Annotated in this window: 14 protein-coding genes and 1 pseudogene; 11 read left to right on the top strand and 4 right to left on the bottom strand. The window is 67.8% G+C overall.

All coding sequences use genetic code 11. The features are described 5' to 3' along the window. Nucleotides 1–21: 21 nt before the first annotated feature. Nucleotides 22–1,212: a glycosyltransferase family 87 protein gene (locus ACQY4O_RS18910; protein ID WP_428377997.1), complete on the top strand. Its 1,191-nt coding sequence runs from the start codon at nt 22–24 to the stop codon at nt 1,210–1,212. Here ACQY4O_RS18910 and ACQY4O_RS18915 read toward each other — a convergent pair. Continuing rightward, a complete protein-coding gene (locus ACQY4O_RS18915) occupies nt 1,202–1,870 on the bottom strand; it encodes a transglycosylase SLT domain-containing protein (RefSeq protein ID WP_428377998.1) in 669 nt (222 codons plus the stop codon). The two genes, ACQY4O_RS18910 and ACQY4O_RS18915, sit on opposite strands and share 11 nt — an antisense overlap. Nucleotides 1,871–2,127: 257 nt before the next feature. On the opposite strand from ACQY4O_RS18915, the gene ACQY4O_RS18920 reads away from it, so the two are divergent. The 7 genes and pseudogenes from ACQY4O_RS18920 to ACQY4O_RS18950 all read left to right on the top strand — a co-directional run bounded on the left by ACQY4O_RS18920 (nt 2,128) and on the right by ACQY4O_RS18950 (nt 12,068). Beyond that, nucleotides 2,128–2,895 carry an ImuA family protein gene (locus tag ACQY4O_RS18920; RefSeq protein ID WP_428377999.1) on the top strand — a complete coding sequence of 256 codons (768 nt, stop codon included), beginning with the start codon at nt 2,128–2,130 and terminating at the stop codon, nt 2,893–2,895. Beyond that, nucleotides 2,816–4,339, top strand: coding sequence for a Y-family DNA polymerase (locus ACQY4O_RS18925; RefSeq protein ID WP_428378000.1), 1,524 nt, complete (start codon nt 2,816–2,818; stop codon nt 4,337–4,339). The genes ACQY4O_RS18920 and ACQY4O_RS18925 overlap by 80 nt, the downstream gene beginning before the upstream one ends. 203 nt (nt 4,340–4,542) lie before the next feature. Beyond that, the gene (locus ACQY4O_RS18930) at nt 4,543–7,806 is read left to right on the top strand and encodes an error-prone DNA polymerase (protein WP_428378001.1); all 3,264 of its coding nucleotides are present in this window, start codon (nt 4,543–4,545) and stop codon (nt 7,804–7,806) included. Between the two features lie 41 nt (nt 7,807–7,847). Next, complete coding sequence (locus ACQY4O_RS18935) at nt 7,848–9,908, top strand: ATP-dependent helicase (RefSeq protein ID WP_428378002.1); 2,061 nt, start codon at nt 7,848–7,850, stop codon at nt 9,906–9,908. A 196-nt stretch (nt 9,909–10,104) separates the two neighbouring features. Further along, nucleotides 10,105–10,521: a transposase gene (locus tag ACQY4O_RS18940; protein ID WP_428375103.1), complete on the top strand. Its 417-nt coding sequence runs from the start codon at nt 10,105–10,107 to the stop codon at nt 10,519–10,521. Beyond that, nucleotides 10,455–10,874 (top strand): annotated as a pseudogene (locus ACQY4O_RS18945) (transposase); the annotation flags it as partial. The gene ACQY4O_RS18940 and the pseudogene ACQY4O_RS18945, both read left to right, overlap by 67 nt. Nucleotides 10,875–10,958: 84 nt before the next feature. Next, nucleotides 10,959–12,068 carry an IS630 family transposase gene (locus tag ACQY4O_RS18950; RefSeq protein ID WP_428378057.1) on the top strand — a complete coding sequence of 370 codons (1,110 nt, stop codon included), beginning with the start codon at nt 10,959–10,961 and terminating at the stop codon, nt 12,066–12,068. A gap of 161 nt (nt 12,069–12,229) precedes the next feature. Here ACQY4O_RS18950 and ACQY4O_RS18955 read toward each other — a convergent pair whose 3' ends face one another. The 3 genes from ACQY4O_RS18955 to ACQY4O_RS18965 are packed head-to-tail and all read right to left on the bottom strand — an operon-like array spanning nt 12,230 to nt 15,598. Continuing rightward, nucleotides 12,230–12,556, bottom strand: coding sequence for an NIPSNAP family protein (locus ACQY4O_RS18955; RefSeq protein WP_428378003.1), 327 nt, complete (start codon nt 12,554–12,556; stop codon nt 12,230–12,232). 19 nt (nt 12,557–12,575) lie between these two features. Next, on the bottom strand, nt 12,576–14,126 hold the full coding sequence (locus ACQY4O_RS18960) for a GMC family oxidoreductase (protein WP_428378004.1): 1,551 nt from the start codon (nt 14,124–14,126) through the stop codon (nt 12,576–12,578). An 11-nt stretch (nt 14,127–14,137) separates the two neighbouring features. Further along, a complete protein-coding gene (locus ACQY4O_RS18965) occupies nt 14,138–15,598 on the bottom strand; it encodes an alpha/beta hydrolase (protein ID WP_428378005.1) in 1,461 nt (486 codons plus the stop codon). Nucleotides 15,599–15,865: 267 nt separating this feature from the next. Here ACQY4O_RS18965 and ACQY4O_RS18970 point away from each other — a divergent pair, with 267 nt between their 5' ends. The 3 genes from ACQY4O_RS18970 (at nt 15,866) to ACQY4O_RS18980 (ending at nt 18,726) form a co-directional block, all read left to right on the top strand. Beyond that, complete coding sequence (locus tag ACQY4O_RS18970) at nt 15,866–16,813, top strand: hypothetical protein (RefSeq protein WP_428378006.1); 948 nt, start codon at nt 15,866–15,868, stop codon at nt 16,811–16,813. A 114-nt stretch (nt 16,814–16,927) separates the two neighbouring features. Then, nucleotides 16,928–17,659 (top strand): 4'-phosphopantetheinyl transferase family protein, encoded by a 732-nt coding sequence (locus tag ACQY4O_RS18975; protein WP_428378007.1) that lies wholly within the window; start codon nt 16,928–16,930, stop codon nt 17,657–17,659. A gap of 197 nt (nt 17,660–17,856) precedes the next feature. Next, entirely contained in the window at nt 17,857–18,726 is an 870-nt protein-coding gene (locus ACQY4O_RS18980) for a hypothetical protein (protein WP_428378008.1), read from the top strand. Nucleotides 18,727–19,062 lie beyond the last annotated feature (336 nt).

Below are 19,062 nucleotides of genomic sequence, written 5' to 3' on the forward strand. Positions count from 1 at the left end.
TCGATCAATACGGAAACCGCGATGACCCAATCCTCGACCCACTGGCAAACCCACGATCAGCCGGCGCGCACGCTCTACAGAATGCTCCTGATCTTCTTTGCCTTCGCGACGCCTTATGTCGGCGGCCACATTCTGGCGATGGGCGTCAAGAACGACTACTTCGCGTTCTGGTCGTTTGCGACGTTCGTCAAGCTGCATTCGCCAGGCCTGATCTATGATTATGACTTGCTTCGCAGCTTCCAGCACTTGCCGAACGGATTCTTTCCATACTTTTACCAGCCGCAGATGCTGCTCGTGGTCTGGCCTTTGGCACAGTTGCCGTATGCCCTCGGCTATGCGCTCTGGATGCTGACCGGGACAGTCGCTTGCGCCACCGTCACCGGATTTGTCGCACGCAATCCGGCCGCTGTGTTCGCAGTGCTCGTCGGACCGTCCACCTTGCTGGTTTGGATTTGCGGACAGAGCAGCATGATCGCGGCGGCCCTGATGTTTGGCGGCTTCGGTCTGCTGCCTAGAAGGCCGGTATTTGCCGGAGTCCTGTTCGGCCTGATGATCTACAAACCGCAACTCGGTGTCCTGGTGCCGGTAGCTTTGCTCGCTTCGCGTCAATGGCGCACAATAGCCAGCGCATGCGTTACCGCCGTCTTGTTCCTTCTCGCCAGTGCCGCCGTGTTCGGCGTCTCGGTCTGGGTGAGCTGGTGGCAGCATCTTCCTTCGATCGGCGCCACCATCGCCTCAAAGACGGTGGAGTTTCGCTTCCTGATGGCAACCGTCACGTCCAACCTGCTGTCGTTCGGTGCGAACCCGCTGCAGGCGCATGCGGTGCAGGCGGTCTGTTCGCTGGCAATCGCAATCTTGGTGTGGCGCTGCTTTCGCGGCGGCGTCTGCATGCTTGGGGCGGCACTCGTCGGGGCCGGCACCTTCCTCGCGACGCCGTTTGCGTTCGGCTACGACCTCGCGGTGTTCAATCTCGCGGTGATCGTCACCGCCAGCGAGCGCTGGCGGCGGCACGGCAGCTTCAGTTTGCCGGAGGTCGCGATCCTGGTGCTGGGCTTCCTGCTCCCCTGGTGCGCCATCTCCCCGACGATTTTCCGGTTCAGCAGCGTCTTGGTGTTCGCCGTGCTGTGCGTGATTCTTCGCCGAATCCAGGCGGTTCGCAACGAGGGTGCTGTAGTGAACGGCGGAGCGAACGTGTTGGTCGCTACGGCGTGATGATCCTGGGCAGGCCGCGCGGGGTGCCACGGTTGCGGCCCCGCGCACCGTTCTGCGCGCCCTCCGGCGTCCACACCGTGATGGCCGAGGCCTGCGCCGAGACCAGGATGGTGAACGGGTCGGACCAGGCCGGCAGCGGTGGCGCGTCGGTACCCGCGCCGCCGGACCAGGAGCGCAGCACCGCCTGCATGTAGGGCATGCCGCGCATCGGATCGGCGGAGTGGTACAGTGCCACCGCCTGGTTCCAGTCGCCGGTGCGGGCGTGCAGGTCCTGCAGGATGCGCGAGGCGGCGGTCGCGTTGACCATCGGGTCGAGCCCGTCCTGCCAGCGCGCGAATGCCTCCGGGTGGTAATAGAGGTCGACCTGGAAGCAGCCGACATCAATGATCCGGCGTCCCTGGTCGAGCAGGCCCTGCACGTAGCTGCTCGCCGCGTCGCGGGTGGTGAACTGCACGCCCTGCTGGCCGGAATTGACGCTCCAGGGCCGGCCGCCGCTCTCGACATAGCCGATGGCCGAAAGCAGGCCTGACGGCAGCCCGGCGCTGCGCTCGGCGTCCCGCGCCGCATCGCTGCAGGCGGTGTCGGCAAAGGCCTGGTTGGGTACGACCAGGGTGATCCAGGCCAGACTGATCCTGGCCAGGCGGGGCAGGCGCATCATCAGCAGTCCACGAAATCAACCACCGATCGATCCGGTATCGTTTTGACAATAGCACGCCGGGCGGCCTTTCGATACGAAACCGCAACTCCCTTGTGCGTCCGTTCCTGAGACCCTGCCTGCGGACCGCAGGCTATCCCCCTGACCTCGCTCGGCTTCCCGAAAAAGTGCCACCGGCCGTCTGAAATCGCGCTTCCCGCTGCCTCTATGTTCACTATACGTTCCTGTCTCTGAAGCGATCCGGAGGGGGAGGGCGCGCAATGCGGAATGGGCAGAACGGTAGGATTACAGCTCTCCGCTCGCGGATCGCCGCTATCGAGCACGGCAGCGGCCGCGTCTCGGCTCGCACCGCGCTGCCGTTCGGGGTGGAGGCGATCGACCGGCACCTGCCCGGCGGCGGCCTCGCCCTCGGCGCGGTGCACGAGGTCGCTGGCGGCGGTCCGGAGGTGGAGCATGGCGCGGCCGCTGCCTTGTTCGCGGCCGGGCTGCTGGGGCGGCATCCGGGGCCGGTGCTGTGGATCCTGGGCCGGCACGACCTGTTTCCGGCCGCCTTGGCGCAGGTCGGCTTCGATCCGGGCCGGCTGGTGCTGGTGCAGGCGCGGCGAGGCGCGCTGGCGGCGATGGAGGAGGGGCTGCGCCATCCCGACCTCGCCGGCGTGGTCTGCGAGCTGGAGGGCAGGCTGGACCTTGTTGCCTCGCGCCGGCTGCAACTGGCCGCGGAAGCCTCGGACGTGCTGGGCATCGTGCTGCGGCGCAGCCGGCGCTTCGACGATCCGGCGCTGGTCGCCCCGTCCGGCGCCTGGAGCCGCTGGCGCATCACCGGCCTGCCGTCGCCGTCGCCGCTTAGGCATGCGCCGGAGGTCGACGGCGTCGGCCGGCCGATCTGGCGGCTCGAACTGCTCCGCTGCCGAGGTGCTGAGGCTGCAACCTGGACCGTGGAGGGCTGCGATGCGCAGGGTCGTCTCGCTCTGGCTCCCGTTCTGGCCGACCGACCGGCTGCGGAAATTGCGTGGCAGCGCGCCGGCTGATGGTCCAATGGTCACCAAGGGCCATGACGGGCGCCGCATGGTGATCGCCGCCGCCGACCAGCCTGCGCGCGCGCTCGGCCTGTGCGCCGGCATGCCGCTCGCGCATGCGCAGGCGATGGTGCCGGACCTGCTGGTCATGGATGCGACGCCGGCCGAGGATGCCGAGGCGCTGGCGCGTCTGGCGGCCTGGTGCCTGCGGCTGTCGCCGCTGACCGCGCCCGATCCGCCGGACGGCATCTGGATCGATGCCACCGGCTGCACCCACCTGCATGGTGGCGAGCGGCCGATGCTGGACTTGCTGGCTGGACAACTGGCGCGGCACCGGCTCTCCGGCCGGGTGGCGATCGCCGACACGCCGGGCGCCGCGCATGCGATGGCGCGGTTCGGCACCGAGGCGATCACGGTGGTCGAACCCGGTCGCCAGGCGCAGGCGCTGGCGTCGTTGCCGGTGGAGGCGCTGCGTCTCGAGGCCCGGATGGTGGACGGCCTGCGACGGCTCGGGCTGGAGCGGATCGGGCAACTGGCCGACACCGCGCGCGGGCCGCTGGCCCGCCGCTTTGGAGACGCCGCGCTGACCCGGCTCGACCAGGCGCTGGGGCGGGTGCGCGAACCGATCCGGCCGGTGTTGCCGCCGGAGACGATCATGGTGCGTCGGAGCTTCGTGGAGCCGATCGCCACCGCCGAGGCCTTCGCCAGCGTCATCCTGACCCTGGTCGGCGCGGCGTGTGCGCAACTGGAGCAGCGCGGCGAGGGCGCGCGCCGGCTCGACCTGGTGTTCGAGCGCATCGATGCGACGATGCAGGTGGTGCGCATCGGCACCGCCCGTCCGGTGCGCGACGTGCGCCACCTGGCCCGGCTGCTGGACGAGCGCATCGACACGGTCGATCCGGGACTGGGGGTGGAGGCGATGCGCCTCGTGCTCCCTTCGGTCGAGCCGCTCGCCTATGTGCAGCGAGCCGGCGATCTGGCGCCGGATGCGACGCAAGCAGCCGATCTATCTGAGCTGATCGACCGGCTGGTGAACCGGCTCGGCTCCGGCAAGGTCTATCGCCTGCAGCCGGTCGAGAGCGATGTGCCGGAACGCTCGCAGCAGCCGGTGCCGGCCCAGGCTTTGATGGAAAAAACGTCTGCTCCAACGGTTTCCGTGTGGCTGCGCCCGGTGCGCCTGCTCGATCCGCCCGAGCCGGTCGAGGCGATGGCGATGCTGCCGGACCACCCGCCGCGCGCCTTCACCTGGCGGCGGGTGCGCCACCGCATCGTGCGCGCGGACGGCCCCGAGCGCATCCACGGCGAATGGTGGCGGCATGCCTGCGAGGTCGCCGCGGTGCGCGACTACTGGATCGTCGAGACCCAACACGGACGGCGCTTCTGGCTGTTCCGCCAGGGCGACGGCGTCGATCCCGCCACCGGTCAACTTGCCTGGTTCCTGCATGGTCTTTTTTAATAAGGCAGGGGCTTTGCCCCCTCGATCCGCTTCGCGGCTCAAGCCCAGCAAAGGCGGAACCTTTGAAATCCTTTAACTTAGTAAAGCGGGTCTGGGGCCTCAGGCCCCAGCGGGTCCAGGGCAGAGCCCTGGCCTTGGCTTTCACCGCCGAGCGGCTGGTGCGGCACACGCGGCATCGGCATCCGGACGCGGACTGATCGCCGATGGCGGACTATGTCGAACTGCAGGTGACGTCGAACTACTCGTTCCTGCGCGGCGCCAGCCATGTCGAGGAGTTGTTCGTGCAGGCCAGGGACCTTGGCCTGCAGGCGATCGCGATCACCGACCACAACACGCTTGCCGGCATCGCGCGTGCGCATGCCCGTGCCGAGGAGGTCGGCATCAGGCTCATCGTCGGCTGCCGGCTCGACCTTTCCGACGGGCTGCCGGTGCTGGCCTACCCGATGGATCGCGCCAGCTACGGCCGGCTGTGCCGGCTGCTGACCCTGGGCAAGGGCCGCACCGGCAAGGGGGGTTGCGACCTTGGCTGGAAGGATCTGGCGGCGCATGGCGAGGGGCTGCTGCTGGTGCTGCTGCCGGATGCGCCCGACGCGCGGCTGGCGGACGAGCTGCGCCGCATGCGCCGCGATTTCGACGGGCGCTGCCATCTCTCGCTCGGCCTGCGCCGGCGCCCGGGCGATGCGGTCCGGCTGCGGCAGCTCGCCGACCTCGCCGAGGCGGCCGGTGTGCCTACGGTGGTGACCGGCGACGTGCTGCACCACACGCCGGAGCGGCGGATCCTGCAGGACGTGGTGACCTGCATACGCGAGGGCTGCACCATCGATGCGGCCGGGTTCCGGCGCGAGCGGTTCACCGACCGGCATCTGAAGGCGCCGGCCGAGATGGCGCGGCTGTTCGCTTCCTATCCGGACGCTCTCGCGCAGACATGCAAGATTGCCGAACGCTGCCGGTTTTCGCTTTCGGCGCTGCGCTACCAGTATCCCGACGAGGCCGAGCTGCCGGGCGAGACCCCGCAGCAGGCGCTGGCGCGGCAGGTCGCGGCCAGCCTGCCGCTCCGCTATCCGGACGGGCTGCCGGCGGGTGTCGACAAGCAGCTCCGGCACGAGCTGCGGCTGATCGCGGAACTCGAGTACGCGCCGTATTTCCTGACCGTGCACAGCATCGTCCGCTACGCCCGCTCGCAGGGCATCCTGTGCCAGGGCCGCGGGTCCGCCGCCAACTCCGCGGTCTGCTACGTGCTCGGCATCACCTCGATCGATCCGGTGCGCAGCGGCCTGCTGTTCGAGCGTTTCGTGTCGGCGGAACGGCGCGAACCGCCGGACATCGACGTCGATTTCGAGTCAGAGCGGCGCGAGGAGGTGATCCAGTGGATCTATGCCCGCTACGGGCGAGACCGCGCGGCCTTGTGTGCCACCGTCATGCGGTTCCGCGCGCGTGGCGCCATACGCGACGTCGGCAAGGTGATGGGGCTGCCCGAGGACGTGACCGCAGCGCTCGCCGGCCAGGTGTCGGCCTGGTCCGGCGACAGCGTGTCCGACGAGCATGCCGAGCAGCTCAACCTCAACCTTGCAGACCGCAGGCTGCAACTCACGCTGCAGATCGCCCGTGCGCTGATCGGGTTTCCGCGCCAGCTCGGCACCCATCCGGGTGGCTTCGTGCTGACCCAGGATCGTCTTGACGACCTGGTGCCGATCGAGCCGGCGGCGATGACCGACCGGCAGGTGATCGAGTGGGACAAGGACGATATCGACGCGTTGCGCTTCATGAAGGTCGACGTGCTCGGCCTCGGCATGCTCGGCTGCATGCGCCGCTCGTTCGAGCTGGTCGAGCAGCATCGCGGGATCAGCCTGGATGTCGCCACCATTCCCGCCGAGGATCCGGCCACCTACGCGATGATCCGGCGCGCCGACACGCTCGGCACCTTCCAGATCGAGAGCCGGGCGCAGATGTCGATGCTGCCGCGGCTGAAGCCGACCACCTTCTACGATCTCGTGGTGCAGGTGGCGATCGTGCGGCCCGGCCCGATCCAGGGCGACATGGTGCATCCGTACCTGCGGCGCCGTGAGAAAAAGGAAGCCGTCACATATCCCAAGGAGGAGCTGCGCCGGGTTCTGGGCAAGACGCTCGGCGTGCCGCTGTTCCAGGGGCAGGCGATGCAGGTGGCGATCCACTGCGCCGGCTTCACGCCGGGAGAGGCGGACCAGCTGCGCCGCTCGATGGCGACCTTCAAGTTCACCGGCGGGGTCAGCCATTTCCGCGACAAGCTGATCGGCGGCATGGTTGCGCGGGGGTATGAGCAGCCGTTCGCCGAACGCACCTTCAGTCAGCTCGAGGGGTTCGGCTCGTACGGGTTTCCGGAGAGCCACGCCGCTTCGTTCGCGCTGATCGCCTACGCCTCGTCCTGGATGAAATGCCACCATCCGGATGCGTTCTGTGCGGCGCTGCTGAACAGCCAGCCGATGGGCTTCTATGCGCCGGCGCAGGTGGTGCGCGATGCAAGCGAGCATGGCGTCGAGATACGGCCGGTCTGCGTGAATGCGTCGCGCTGGGATTGCACGCTTGAGCCGGCGAAGGGAAGCTTCATGGCGATGAGACTGGGCCTGCGCATGACCAAGGGGCTGGCCAACCAGCATGCAGCCCAACTGGTGTCAGCCCGGGGCGAGGCGTCGTATCGCAGCGTCGAGGAGATCTGGCGGCGTAGCAGGCTTCCGGCGGCGGCGCTGCAGCGGCTCGCCGAGGCGGATGCGTTCGGCTCGCTCGGGCTCGACCGGCGGCAGGCGCTCTGGCAGGTCAAGGGCCTCGCCGACAGCGTGCTGCCGCTGTTCGCCGCCGCCGATGCCGGGCGCCGTCCGCAGCCGGAACTGGTCGAGCCGGTGGTTCCCCTGGTGCCGATGACCGACGGGTGCCAGGTGGTGGAGGACTATCGCAGCGTCGGGCTGAGCCTGCGCCGGCACCCGGTCTCGTTCCTGCGGACCACGCTACAGGCGGGCGGCATGATCGCGTGCGGCGACCTGCGGCAGATCCGCGACGGCAGGCGGGTGGTGGTGCCCGGGATCGTGCTGGTGCGGCAGAAGCCGGGCTCGGCCAAGGGGGTGATGTTCATCACCATCGAGGACGAGACCGGGGTTGCCAACCTGATCCTGTGGCCGGACCGTTTCGAGCGGCAGCGTCGCCTGGTGTTGTCGGCGGCCATGATCGCCTGCCACGGCAAGGTGCAGCGCGAGGGCGAGGTGATCCATGTGGTGACCGACCGGCTGGAGGACCTGACCGGCCTGCTGCGCAGTGTCGGGCGGCAGGACGGCAGCTTCCCGATCCGGCACGGCCGCGGCGATGTCGCGACGCATCCGTCCGGCGCGCGCGACGCCCGCGACGACCAGCCTCCGGTGGGAAGGCCGCCGCGGGATATCTATGTGCCGGACCTGCGACTCGGGTCGGGCATTAAGGTCCCGACTCGGGACTTCCGGTAGATGTTTGCGAATAAAAACCGAATGGTGGTCAACTGCGCCCGATGATTTCGACCAGCCATCTCGATAAACTGAACGCCGAGCAGCGGCAGGCGGTCGAGCATGGCCTGGCCGACGAGACTTGCGGACCGCTGCTGATCATCGCCGGCGCCGGGTCGGGCAAGACCAACACGCTGGCGCACCGGGTCGCGCACCTGATCGCGCATGGCGTCGATCCGCGGCGCATCCTGCTGATGACCTTCTCGCGTCGCGCCGCCACCGAGATGACGCGCCGGGTAACGCGGATCGGCATGCAGCAGCCGGGCAACACCGCCGGGATCATGACCGACGCGCTGGCCTGGGCCGGGACCTTCCATGCCATCGGCGCGCGGCTGCTGCGCGAGCATGCCGAGCAGATCGGGCTGGCGCCGGACTTCACCATCCACGACCGCGAAGACTCCGCCGACCTGATGAACCTGGTCCGGCACGAACTGGGCTACTCGAAGACCACGAGCCGGTTTCCCACCAAGGGCACCTGCCTTGCCATCTATTCGCGCGCGGTGAATGCGGAGATGCCGCTCGAGGACGTGCTGCAGGCGCACTTCCCCTGGTGCGGCGCCTGGCACGACCAGTTGCGCGCCCTGTTCGGCGCCTACGTGCAGGCCAAGCAGGCGCAGGGCGTGCTCGATTACGACGACCTGCTGCTGTACTGGGCGCAGACCATGGCCGATCCGTGGCTCGCCGTCGAAATCGGCGATCGCTTCGATCATGTGCTGGTCGACGAATACCAGGACACCAACCGCCTGCAATCCAGCATCCTGCTGGCGCTGAAGCCGCGCGGCACCGGTCTCGCCGTGGTCGGCGACGACGCGCAGTCGATCTATGCCTTTCGTGCCGCCACCGTGCGCAACATCCTGGACTTCCCGCACCAGTTCAGCCCGCCGGCCGCGATCGTCACGCTGGATCGCAACTACCGCTCGACCCGGCCGATCCTCGCCGCCGCCAACGGCGTGATCGCGCTGGCGGCCGAGCGCTACGCCAAGACGCTCTGGACCGACCGCGCGGCGGCCGTTCGTCCCGCCCTGGTCAGCGTGCGCGACGAAGCCGACCAGGCCGGCTACATCGCCGAATGCGTGCTGGAGCAGCGCGAGGCCGGCATCGCTCTCAGGCAGCAGGCGGTGCTGTTCCGCACCTCGCACCATAGTGGCCCGCTGGAGATCGAGCTGACGCGCCGGAACATTCCGTTCGTGAAGTTCGGCGGCCTGAAATTCCTCGACACTGTTCACGTCAAGGACCTGCTGGCGGTGTTGCGCTTTGCGGAGAACCCGCGAGACCGGGTCGCGGGTTTCCGTGTCCTGCAACTGCTGCCCGCGATCGGGCCGGCCGCGGCAAGGCGCGTGCTCGACCAGATGACCGCGTCGCCCGACCCGATCGGCGCTCTTGCCGATTTGCCGCAGCCACCCCGCTCGGGGGCCGCATGGCTCGACCTCGTGCAGGCCCTGCAGCGGCTACGCTCGGGCGCCGCCGGATGGCCCGCCGATTTCGCCTGCGCGCGCCTGTGGTATGCGCCGCATCTCGAGCGCCTGCACGAGGATGCCGTCATGCGCCATGCCGACCTGCTGCAGCTGGAACAGATCGCGTCCGGCTATGCGTCGCGCCGCCAGTTCCTGACCGAGCTGACGCTCGACCCGCCGGATGCCACCAGCGACCAGGCTGGGGTGCCGCTGCACGACGAAGACTACCTGATCCTGTCCACGATCCACTCCGCCAAGGGTCAGGAATGGAACGCCGTGTATGTGCTGAACGTGGTCGATGGCTGCATGCCGTCTGACCTCGGCACCGGCACCACCGCGGATCTCGAGGAGGAGCGGCGGCTGCTCTATGTCGCGATGACCCGGGCCAGGCAGAGCCTGCACCTGGTCACGCCGCACCGATTCTTCACGCACGGCCAGAACTGGCAGGGCGACCGCCATGTGTACGCCGCGCGCACGCGCTTCATCCCCGCGGCCCTGCTGCCGCTGTTCGAGGCGGTGACCTGGCCGATGGCCACGGCAGAACCGGCCCCGACGGCGCTCCGCCAGCACCGTGTCGATGTTGGCGCCGCCATGCGCGGCATGTGGCGCTAGAGCAGCATCCGATCACTTGGAATCGCTTCGCGATCCCAAGTGACCGATAAAGCTGCTCTGTCAAACGACAAACGGAGCATGATCGATCGGATCATGCTCTAGGTCATGTGGACGGAATCGGCCAGGGATTCACAAGACGGTCGATCAGTGATTCATAGCGGGTCGGCAGAAGTGGACCTGTTTGATGCTGACGCGGATGAGCGAGGAGGATTGGGAGATCGTTCTGGAGGTCTTCCGGGGCTGTCTTCCGAGGCGGGGCGAGAAGGCTCGTGATGACAGACGCTTTCTCGAGGCGCTGCATTTCTTCACGCTGCAGAACGTCTCGTGGCGGGCGCTGCCAGCCGAATACGGGCTCTGGAACACGGTCTGGAAGCGGTTCTCGCGGCTGAGCAACAGCGGTGTCTTCGAGGCATTCTTTCAGTCGCTGGCCGAACTCAGCCCCAGAGCGCACCTCGTGCAGATGTTCGACAGCACTACGGTTCGCGCTCATGTCTCGGCCGCAGGTGCAAAAGGGGGCAGCAAAATCAGGCGCTTGGCCGGTCGCGCGGCGGCTTCTCGACCAAAATCCACCTCAAGACCGACTTCGATGGGCAGCCACTCGCCTTCCATCTGACCGGCGGCGAGGCCAACGACAGCCCGCAGTTCCCCCTGTTGCTCGGCATCGGTCCCGACATCAAGCCGCGTGCCGTGCTGACTGACAAAGGCTACGACGCCAAGAGCAACCGAAGCGCAGCACGAAAGCTTGGCATCGTCCCACTGATTCCGGTCCGCAAGATCACCGTCCACAGCCCCAGGCACTTCCCGAGGCTGCTCTACAAAACTCGCGCCCGTATCGAGCAGGCAGTCGGCAAGCTCAAGCGCTTCAAGCGAGTAACATTGCGATGCGAGAAAACCCGGCAGAACTACGAGTCAATCGTGGCCTTCGCCTGCGGCCTCATCTTGTCCAAATCCGTCCACATGACCTAGTGTCCTGAACCCGAAGTTCGCTTGAGAACTCTTGTACTCGACCTTTGTGTATGGGATACTCCTTTGGTTGGTGAGGAGCGGAACATGAGAGGTCGACCGCCTGCCGCCATAGTGTTGAGCGATGCGGAGCGTGCGGAGCTGCTGACGTTAAGCCAGCTGCGGTCGACCGCTCAAGGCCGGGCGATGCGTGCAAGGATCATTCTTGCTTGCGCCGATGGTGGCTACGGCAAGGACATCGCAGCGTCCCTCGGCGTGGATCAGGTCACCGTCAGCAAATGGCGGCGACGCTTTGCAGCGCATCGCATGGACGGGCTGCTGGACGAGCCACGCTCCGGAGCGCCGCGCACCCTTGACGATGCCCGGATCGAGGATGTGATTGTCCGGACCCTTGAGAGCCTGCCGCTCGGCGCGACCCACTGGAGTTCGCGCAGCATGGCCCGCGCCTCGGGCTTGTCGAGCACGAGCGTGCAACGGATCTGGCGGGCGTTCAGCCTGCAGCCGCACCGCGTCGAGACGTTCAAGCTGTCGACCGATCCGGATTTCGTCGCCAAGACCCGGGACGTCGTCGGCCTCTACGTCTCGCCGCCCCGGCATGCGGTTGTGCTCTGCGTCGATGAGAAGTCGCAAATCCAGGCGCTCGATCGAAGCCAGCCGATGTTGCCGTTGAGGCCGGGGCAGGTCGAGCGGCAGACCCATGATTACAAACGGCACGGCACGACATCGCTGTTTGCTGCCCTCGACATCGCCACCGGACATGTCATCGGCCGTTGCTATCCCCGGCATCGTGCTGGCGAGTTTCGCAAGTTTCTCGACGAGATCGAGGCCAATGTTCCGGCCCAGCTCGATGTCCACCTGGTGATGGACAACTACGCTACCCATAAGACGCCCTTGATCCGCAACTGGCTCGCCAAGCGCCCCCGGTGGCACATCCACCTCACGCCGACCAGCGCGTCGTGGATGAACCAGGTCGAGCGGTTCTTCGGTTTGCTGACCGAGAAGCAGATCAGACGCGGCGTTCACCGTAGCGTCGCCAGCCTCCACCAGACGATCGAGACTTTCATCAACCAGCACAACGCCGACCCGAAGCCGTTCCGTTGGACGAAGTCCGCCGACGACATCCTCGCAACCATCGAGAGGTTCTGCACCCGAACCACTTATACAGTTAATGAGCGAACTTCGGGTTCAGGACACTAGCAGGGCGCTGAAGAAGCGAGGTCGGGGCGCTGCCCCGGTCCCGCTGGGGCCCCGTCCTGGAGCAGTGGGGGCCCCAGACCCCGATTCTTGAATTCAAGGATTTCAAAGGCTGGATGTGCATTCTCTATGCCGTCACGATAGAGGTCGGCGAGACGCGGTGATCAGCGTACCGATGAGAATGCGGTCGGCGTCAGGAACGAATTCGCTACCCGCGCCACGATCATGCCGTCGGCTTCCGTCTCGCTCCTGACCTTGATCCATTCCGGATCGGCCTGGAACGCGGCCCAGCGGGTCTCGCGCTCGGCCATGCTCTCCCAGGCCAGCAGATAGGTGAGCTCGTTGCTGTCGCCGCCGACCAGCGTGGTCCAGAACCCGGCCTGCCGGATGCCGTGCCGGTCCCAGATCCGCAGCGTGTGGTCGCGGAACCGGGCCAGTACGTCCGGCAGGCGGCCGGTGACCGCCGTGTAGAGACGCAATTCGTGGATCATCGGTGTTTCCTTCTTGTTGTCACCTTGCGACGCGCAGGAACGCGTCCGCCGTGCGCAGGCTCAATGCCATGATGGTCAGCGCCGGGTTGGCGGCGAGCGAGGTCGGGAACACCGAGTTGTCGCAGATCCATAAATTGTCGATGTCGAAGCTGCGTCCGAATGGATCGACCACCGCCTGGTCTGCGTCGGTCCCCATCCTGCAGGTGCCGATCGTGTGCGCCGAGCGGGCGACGGCGATGATATCGCTGGCTCCGGCCGCCTCCCATAGCCTGGTCATGCAGGCGACCGCATGACGATCCATCGCGATTTCGCCCTCGCCATAGCTGAAATGGATACGCGCCTTGCACAGGCCGGCTTCGTCGTGCTCGTCGGCCAGCTCAAGGAAGTTGCGATCCTGGGCCAGGCATTCGCCGTTGATGCCGATGCCGGCGACATGGTTGTAGCGGTCCAGCATGTCGACCAGTCGCTGTCCCCACAGCCCGCCGCCGCGGGCAAGGATGTTGGCCCAGGTCACTGGCAGCACGCCTAGGGTCTGCACCAGGTAGCCGCCTTCATACCCGCAATCGGGCGCGCGCATCATGTCCTCGGTGATCAGCGAGGACGGATAGCCCTTGTTCGGCCGCATCTCCTGCTCGAAGGTGCCCCAGACCTGGGTCGCCACATGCGCCATGTAGTTGCGCCCGACCTGCCCGCTCGAATTGCACAGCCCGAGATTGAGCAGCAGGCGCGGCGTCTCGACCGCCCCCGCGCACAGGAGCACGGCGCGGCACCGCTGCCGACGCACGCACCCGGCCTCGCGATACACCACCGCAGTGATCCGGCCGGTGCCGTCGCGCTCGAGATCATGCACCATGCAGCCGGGGCGGATCTCGGCACCGCTTGCCACCGCCCGCGGCAGATAGGTCACATCCATGCTCGCCTTGGCGCCGATGCGGCAGCCCTGGTGGCAGTGGCCGCAATTGATGCAGGCCCGGCGCAATCCCGCCTCCGGCTGCCCCGCCTTCGGATACACGACATCCTGCGGCAGCACCGCGGCCGGTGCCGCGCAACTGCGTACGCCGAGCGCCTCGCAGGCTCGCTGCATGATTTGCGCCGGCGCGTTCAGCCGCACCGGGGGCAGCTTGTAGCGGCGGCCGGTATCCCACGGATATGCAGCCGGTCCGGACACGCCGATCGCGGTCTCGACTGCCTCGTAGTACGGCACCAGCTCCTCGTACCGGAGCGGCCAGTCGACCGCCCTGCCAAACTCGGTTCCGAGCCGCAGGTCGCGCGCATCGGCGCGCGGGGTGAAGGCGCCCCAGTGCAAGGTTGAGCCGCCGACGCCGGTGCCGCTGTTGTTGGCGCCGAACGCTTCCGGGGTGTCGCCGGCACTCAGCCGCTCGCCCAGCCAGTAGATGCCGTCGGCGGCCACCTCGTCGGCCGGGAAGTCGCGCGGGTTCCAGTTCCGGCCGGCTTCCAGCGCCACCGCGGACAGGCCGGCCCCGGCGAGCCGTGCCAGCAGCGGTGCCCCGCCGGCGCCGGTGCCGATCACCGCGACGTCCACGATCTCGTGCTCGCGATAGTGCCGCATGCCGTCGAGCCTCATCGCCCGGGCGACGCGCGTGCGCGAGCGGTGCCCGCGACCGGCTCCCAGGGTTCGCGTGCCCCGATGCCGATCTCGCGATAGCCGGCCAGGCGCTGCTGGTCGCCGCCATAGCCGATGCCCGAGTAGCCGATACGCGCCATGGTCGCCGGATGCGAGGCATAGAGCCGGGTCGCGTCCGCACAGACGTCCGCAAACCACAGACGCATCTGCGCCGCATCCAGCCGGGTTGCCTGCGCCGCGCCGGCCCGGTCCGCGCATGATCCCGCCGCGGCGTCCCCCAGCAGCAGATCCCGGGTGGCGTTATCCAGTGCGGCAAAACCCTGGCCGTGCCTGTCGCGGGCGACGGCATCGATCGTCGCGAGCCCGCGCCGGTAGGCCAGGGCATCCGGCGGCAGGGCGGCAAAGCGCCAGCCATCCCCGGCACCGTCCGCCAGCATGGCATCGATCCGGCTGGCGAGGTCGATGTGCTTTCGGCCCGGCTGCGGCAGGACCTGATCGACCAGCGCCTGCAGGATGGCGAACTCATGATGGTCGAGCGCCCGAGGCGCCGGCGGCCCGTCGGGGCGCCCGCGCGCAAGCAGCGCCGCGCGGGTGGCCGCGCTGACACGCGGCGAGGCGATCAGTGCGGCATAGTCGTCCGGATCGGGCCCGGTCGGATCCGCGGCTGCCGGCACCTGCCCGCGATCCGCCGCGGCTTCACGTACCAGCCGGACCACCTCGGCCGGGCGCTCCATCGGCAGCAGGTGCCCGGCGCCCGGCAACGCCACCAGCCGCGCATGCTCGACATGCGGCTCCATCAACGCCTGCTGCGCGGCCGGTCCGAGCTCGGCATCCTGCGTGCCGGAAATGATCAGCGCCGGCGTCCGCAGCACGCCGATGCGCTGCCGCCAGTCCTCGCGGCTGCCACGATCGAACCATGCCACCCAGGCATCGCGCCGGCAGCGCAGCACATCCTGCACCGCCTGTTCATGCCGGCCGGCGGGCAGGGGCTGGCCGACATTGCGCGTGATGAACCCGTCCGCCTGCCGGCGCGACTGCTCCGGGGTGCCGGCGAACCAGCCCAGCAGATTCCGGCGCTGCACCTCGTCCATCGGCTCCGGGGCGGGCGGCGAGCCGGCCAGCAGCACCAGCCGCTCGAGGCCGGACAGTCCTGGCGCGCCATCCTCGGCCCGCCGCGCCACCACCATTGCGACCTTGGCGCCCATGCTGTGGCCTGCCAGCAGCCAGCGTGCCGGCGCATCGGCGCGGATGCGGTCTGCGACATGGTCGGCCATGTCCGACACCGAGAAGCCGGTCAGGCCGACGGCGTCGCCGAAGCCCGGCAGGTCGATCGCCACGACCCGGAACACGTCCGCCAGGCCACCGGCGACCGCCTGCCAACTCCGAACGCTTCCGCCAAGGAAATGCAGGCAGAACAGGGTCGGCCGCTCGGGGCCGATCGCGTCGGGAGGGTGCATGGCCGAGAGGTTGGGACCGGTTTTGCGCCGCACAAGGTGACGGCGGCCGCCTCACAGGCTTGTTGGGCGGTGCGAGCCGGCCCCTGACGCATGGCGCGGTAATAACATCCTGTCGCGTCCCAGGGGCGCCCGAGGCGGCTTACGCGGCTGGAAATGCCGGCATACATTGGCTAGACAATGAAGGCCGATCCGGCGCTGGAAGAAGTATGTTAAGCGGCGGCACGACGTGATCGGCCGGCGGCGTCATGCGAGGCAGGACAGATCCAGATGCAGGCCATGGATACCACACCCGAAGCGCTTCTCGATCGTGCCGCGCGGTCCGCACCGGCGCGGGCGCTGATTGCCGATCCGGACGGATCGTTCGCGCGTCACTACAACCGCAGCAGCTTCATGTTCCCGCATGGCATCCGCGCCGGCGACGGCTTCGACGTGCCGGGCGTGGCGGCGCTCGCCGAGCGGCTGCCGCAGACCGACGAGTATGTCTATTGGTCGAACGGACCGATCGACGTGACGGCGCGGTGGGAGCAGGGGCGGGCGGAGAAGCATTCGCTGCAGGACACGGTCCGCAACATTGCGCACAACAACTCCATCGTCATCCTCAAGCACACCGAGCAGGATCCGGTGCTCGGGCCGATCCTGCGCGCCTTCCTGTCGGAGGTCGTCGACCTGTCCGGGCCGCGTATGCGCGATGATGTCGTGGTCGGCGAGGCGCTGATCCTGCTCGCATCCCCGAACCGCATCACCTCCTATCATATCGATGCCGAATGTAATTACCTGGTCCAGCTGGTCGGCGACAAGACGCTGAACGTGTTCGACCCCTCCGACCACAGCCTGATCACGCATGAGGAGCTGGAGCGCTTCCATGACGGCGACTACAATGGCGCGGTGTACAAGCCGGAGCGGCAGGAGGACGCGCAGACCTACGACCTGCGCGCCGGCCATGGCGTGCACATCCCGACCGGCGCGCCGCACTGGGTGCGGAACGGCGACAACGTCTCGATCGCGCTCAGCATCAACTACGACCTGCGTTCGGTGGACCGGATGTCGCGGCTCTACCGCTTCAACAATCGCGTCCGCCGGTTCGGCGCCAGGCCGACTGCGCCGGGCGTCTCGGCCTGGCGCGACAGGGTCAAGCTCGCGGCGGCGTCGCGGCTGATCCGCCTAGAGCCGCCGCCCGGCACCGCGGCGACCTGGACGCCCGAGCACCGGACCTAGAGCATGATCCGATCGATCACGCTCTGCTTGTCGGTTGAGAGAGCAGCTTTATCCGTCACTTGGCATCGCGAAGCGATCCCAAGTGATCGGATGCTGCTCTAGCGCCGGGCATCGGTGGGAGAGGCAGGCGAGACGGTCCGGCTCTGGCGTTGGGATCTGGACGTCCCGCCCGGGCGACTGGCGCTGTTCCGGTCGTGCCTGTCCGAGGATGAACGTGCCCGGGCCGAGCGGCGCGTCACGCCGCTCCTGCGCAATCGTGCCCTGGCTGCCCGCGGCGGCCTGCGCCAGGCGCTGGGGCGGCATCTCGGCGTTCCCGCCGCCGGCCTGCGCTTCACCTCCGGGCCCTTCGGCAAGCCGCTGCTCGCGGGTGCAGGTGCCGCGCTGCACTTCAACCTGAGCCACTCCGGCGGCCTCGCCCTGCTGGGGGTCAGCGAGCAGGGCCGCATCGGTGTCGATGTGGAGCAGGCCGCGGCGCTGCCAAGCGAGTTGCTGGCGACGCTGGCACCGGCCGAGGCCGCGCTGATCGCGGCGACCGCGGCGGCGGATCAGGCAGCCGCCTTCTTCGACTGCTGGACCCGCAAGGAGGCATTCGTGAAGGCCACCGGCCTCGGCCTGTCGCTGCCGTTCGACAGCTTCGACGTGGTCAGCCAACCCGGCTTCGTGCAGCTGCTGGCCCCGGCTCCGGATGCGGTCCGTCCTGGCGGCTCGCGGGTCTGGCGGACATGCGGCATCGGCCCAACTAACAGTTGTTTTGCCGCGATCTCCGCCGAGGGTGGCGTTGAGGACATGGGTTGGACCATCGAGGACTTGTTTGACGAAGTTTTAACTCATTCGCGTTCTAATTGATGACGTTGATTTAACTCCACGAATACACTTAAGTATTTGCTTACCCACGGGAATGGCCCTAACTATTCGTTGCGCAGGGCGTGCTTAGTTGCCGTTACCATAACAATTCGTGAATGCGGGCGATCATGAAGAGCGATCTCGACGTTCTGGACCGAGTGGCTGCTCCATCTGCGCCGCGACCGGCACGCGGCCGGTTCATGCCGGATCCCATCAGGTTCAAGGCCGACTTCGATCGCCTTCCGGTCGCGCTGCAGCATAATCTGCACGAGCTCGACATGTTCTCGGCAGACAGCCTCGAAGCCCTGTCCAGGCGGTATCTCGGCCATCCGGATGACTACTTCGTCGCCGGCAGCGCGCCGGCGCCGGGTGCCGACTTCTACTCGGTTCCGCACAGCATGGCGGATCCGGTCGAGACCCTCGCGACCCTCGGCTCGCGGCCGGCGCGGCTGTTGTTCAAGCGTCCGGAGGACCATGATTCCCGCTTCCGCTCGCTGCTCGACACCTTGTTCGGCCAGGTGGTGGCGTTGCAGCCGCAGCTCGCCCGTGAGCGGATCGTGCGGCTTGAATCGGCGGTGTTCATCACCTCGGCCGCCACCACCACACCGTTCCACTTCGATCCCGAAATCAACTTCTTCGCCCAGATCGAGGGTGAAAAGACCTACCATGTCTATGGTCCGCAGGTCCTGACCGAGCGTGAGCTCGAAGATTTCTACGCCCGCAACATCATCAATATCGGCCAGGTCGATCTCGCCAGCCGCGATGCCGCGGCGGAAGTCGTCTTCCGTCTGCGTCCGGGCCTGGGCCTGCATCAGCCGCAGAACTCGCCGCACTGGGTCGAGACCGGCGCGGGACGCTCGGTGTCCTACGCGTTCGTCTTCGAAACCGAGGGCAGCCGGGCCATCGGTCGCGCCCGCGCCTTCAACCAGAGGCTCCGCCGTGTCGGGGTGAGCCCGTTGCCCCCGGGTCTCGCTCCGGGGCGGGACGCACTCAAGTCGGAAAGCCTCAAGCTCATCCGCCCGGTGCGGCGCGCGCTGGGCCGTGCGATGCATCGCGGCAGCGGTCGCTAGTGCACCAACCCAGACAAAGCGAGCAGCTTTGTCTGGGTTAAAGGTGCCCTAGAACATTGATAGTGCAGCGACCCAAACAGACCGGCTCGGTCTGTTTGGGTCGCTGCACTAGGACCCGGCACCAGCCTCATACGCCGGAGACTGCGGCGGCTGCCTCCGCGATCGGCCGAGACGGGCTGTGATGTGGCCGCTCGCGGACGCGTGATATCCCTGCCACTCGGACCACTGCAACACGGGCGCCAGTCTCCGCGGGTTCGCGCGCTGGTTGTGCAAGCAGGCGGCGGTGCGGTAATGGCAGCCCGCGGCTGACGAGCCTGATGCTGACGCTCGCGGGGC

This window comes from Lichenicoccus sp., from assembly GCF_965277665.1.
In the GTDB taxonomy this organism is placed as follows: domain Bacteria; phylum Pseudomonadota; class Alphaproteobacteria; order Acetobacterales; family Acetobacteraceae; genus Lichenicoccus.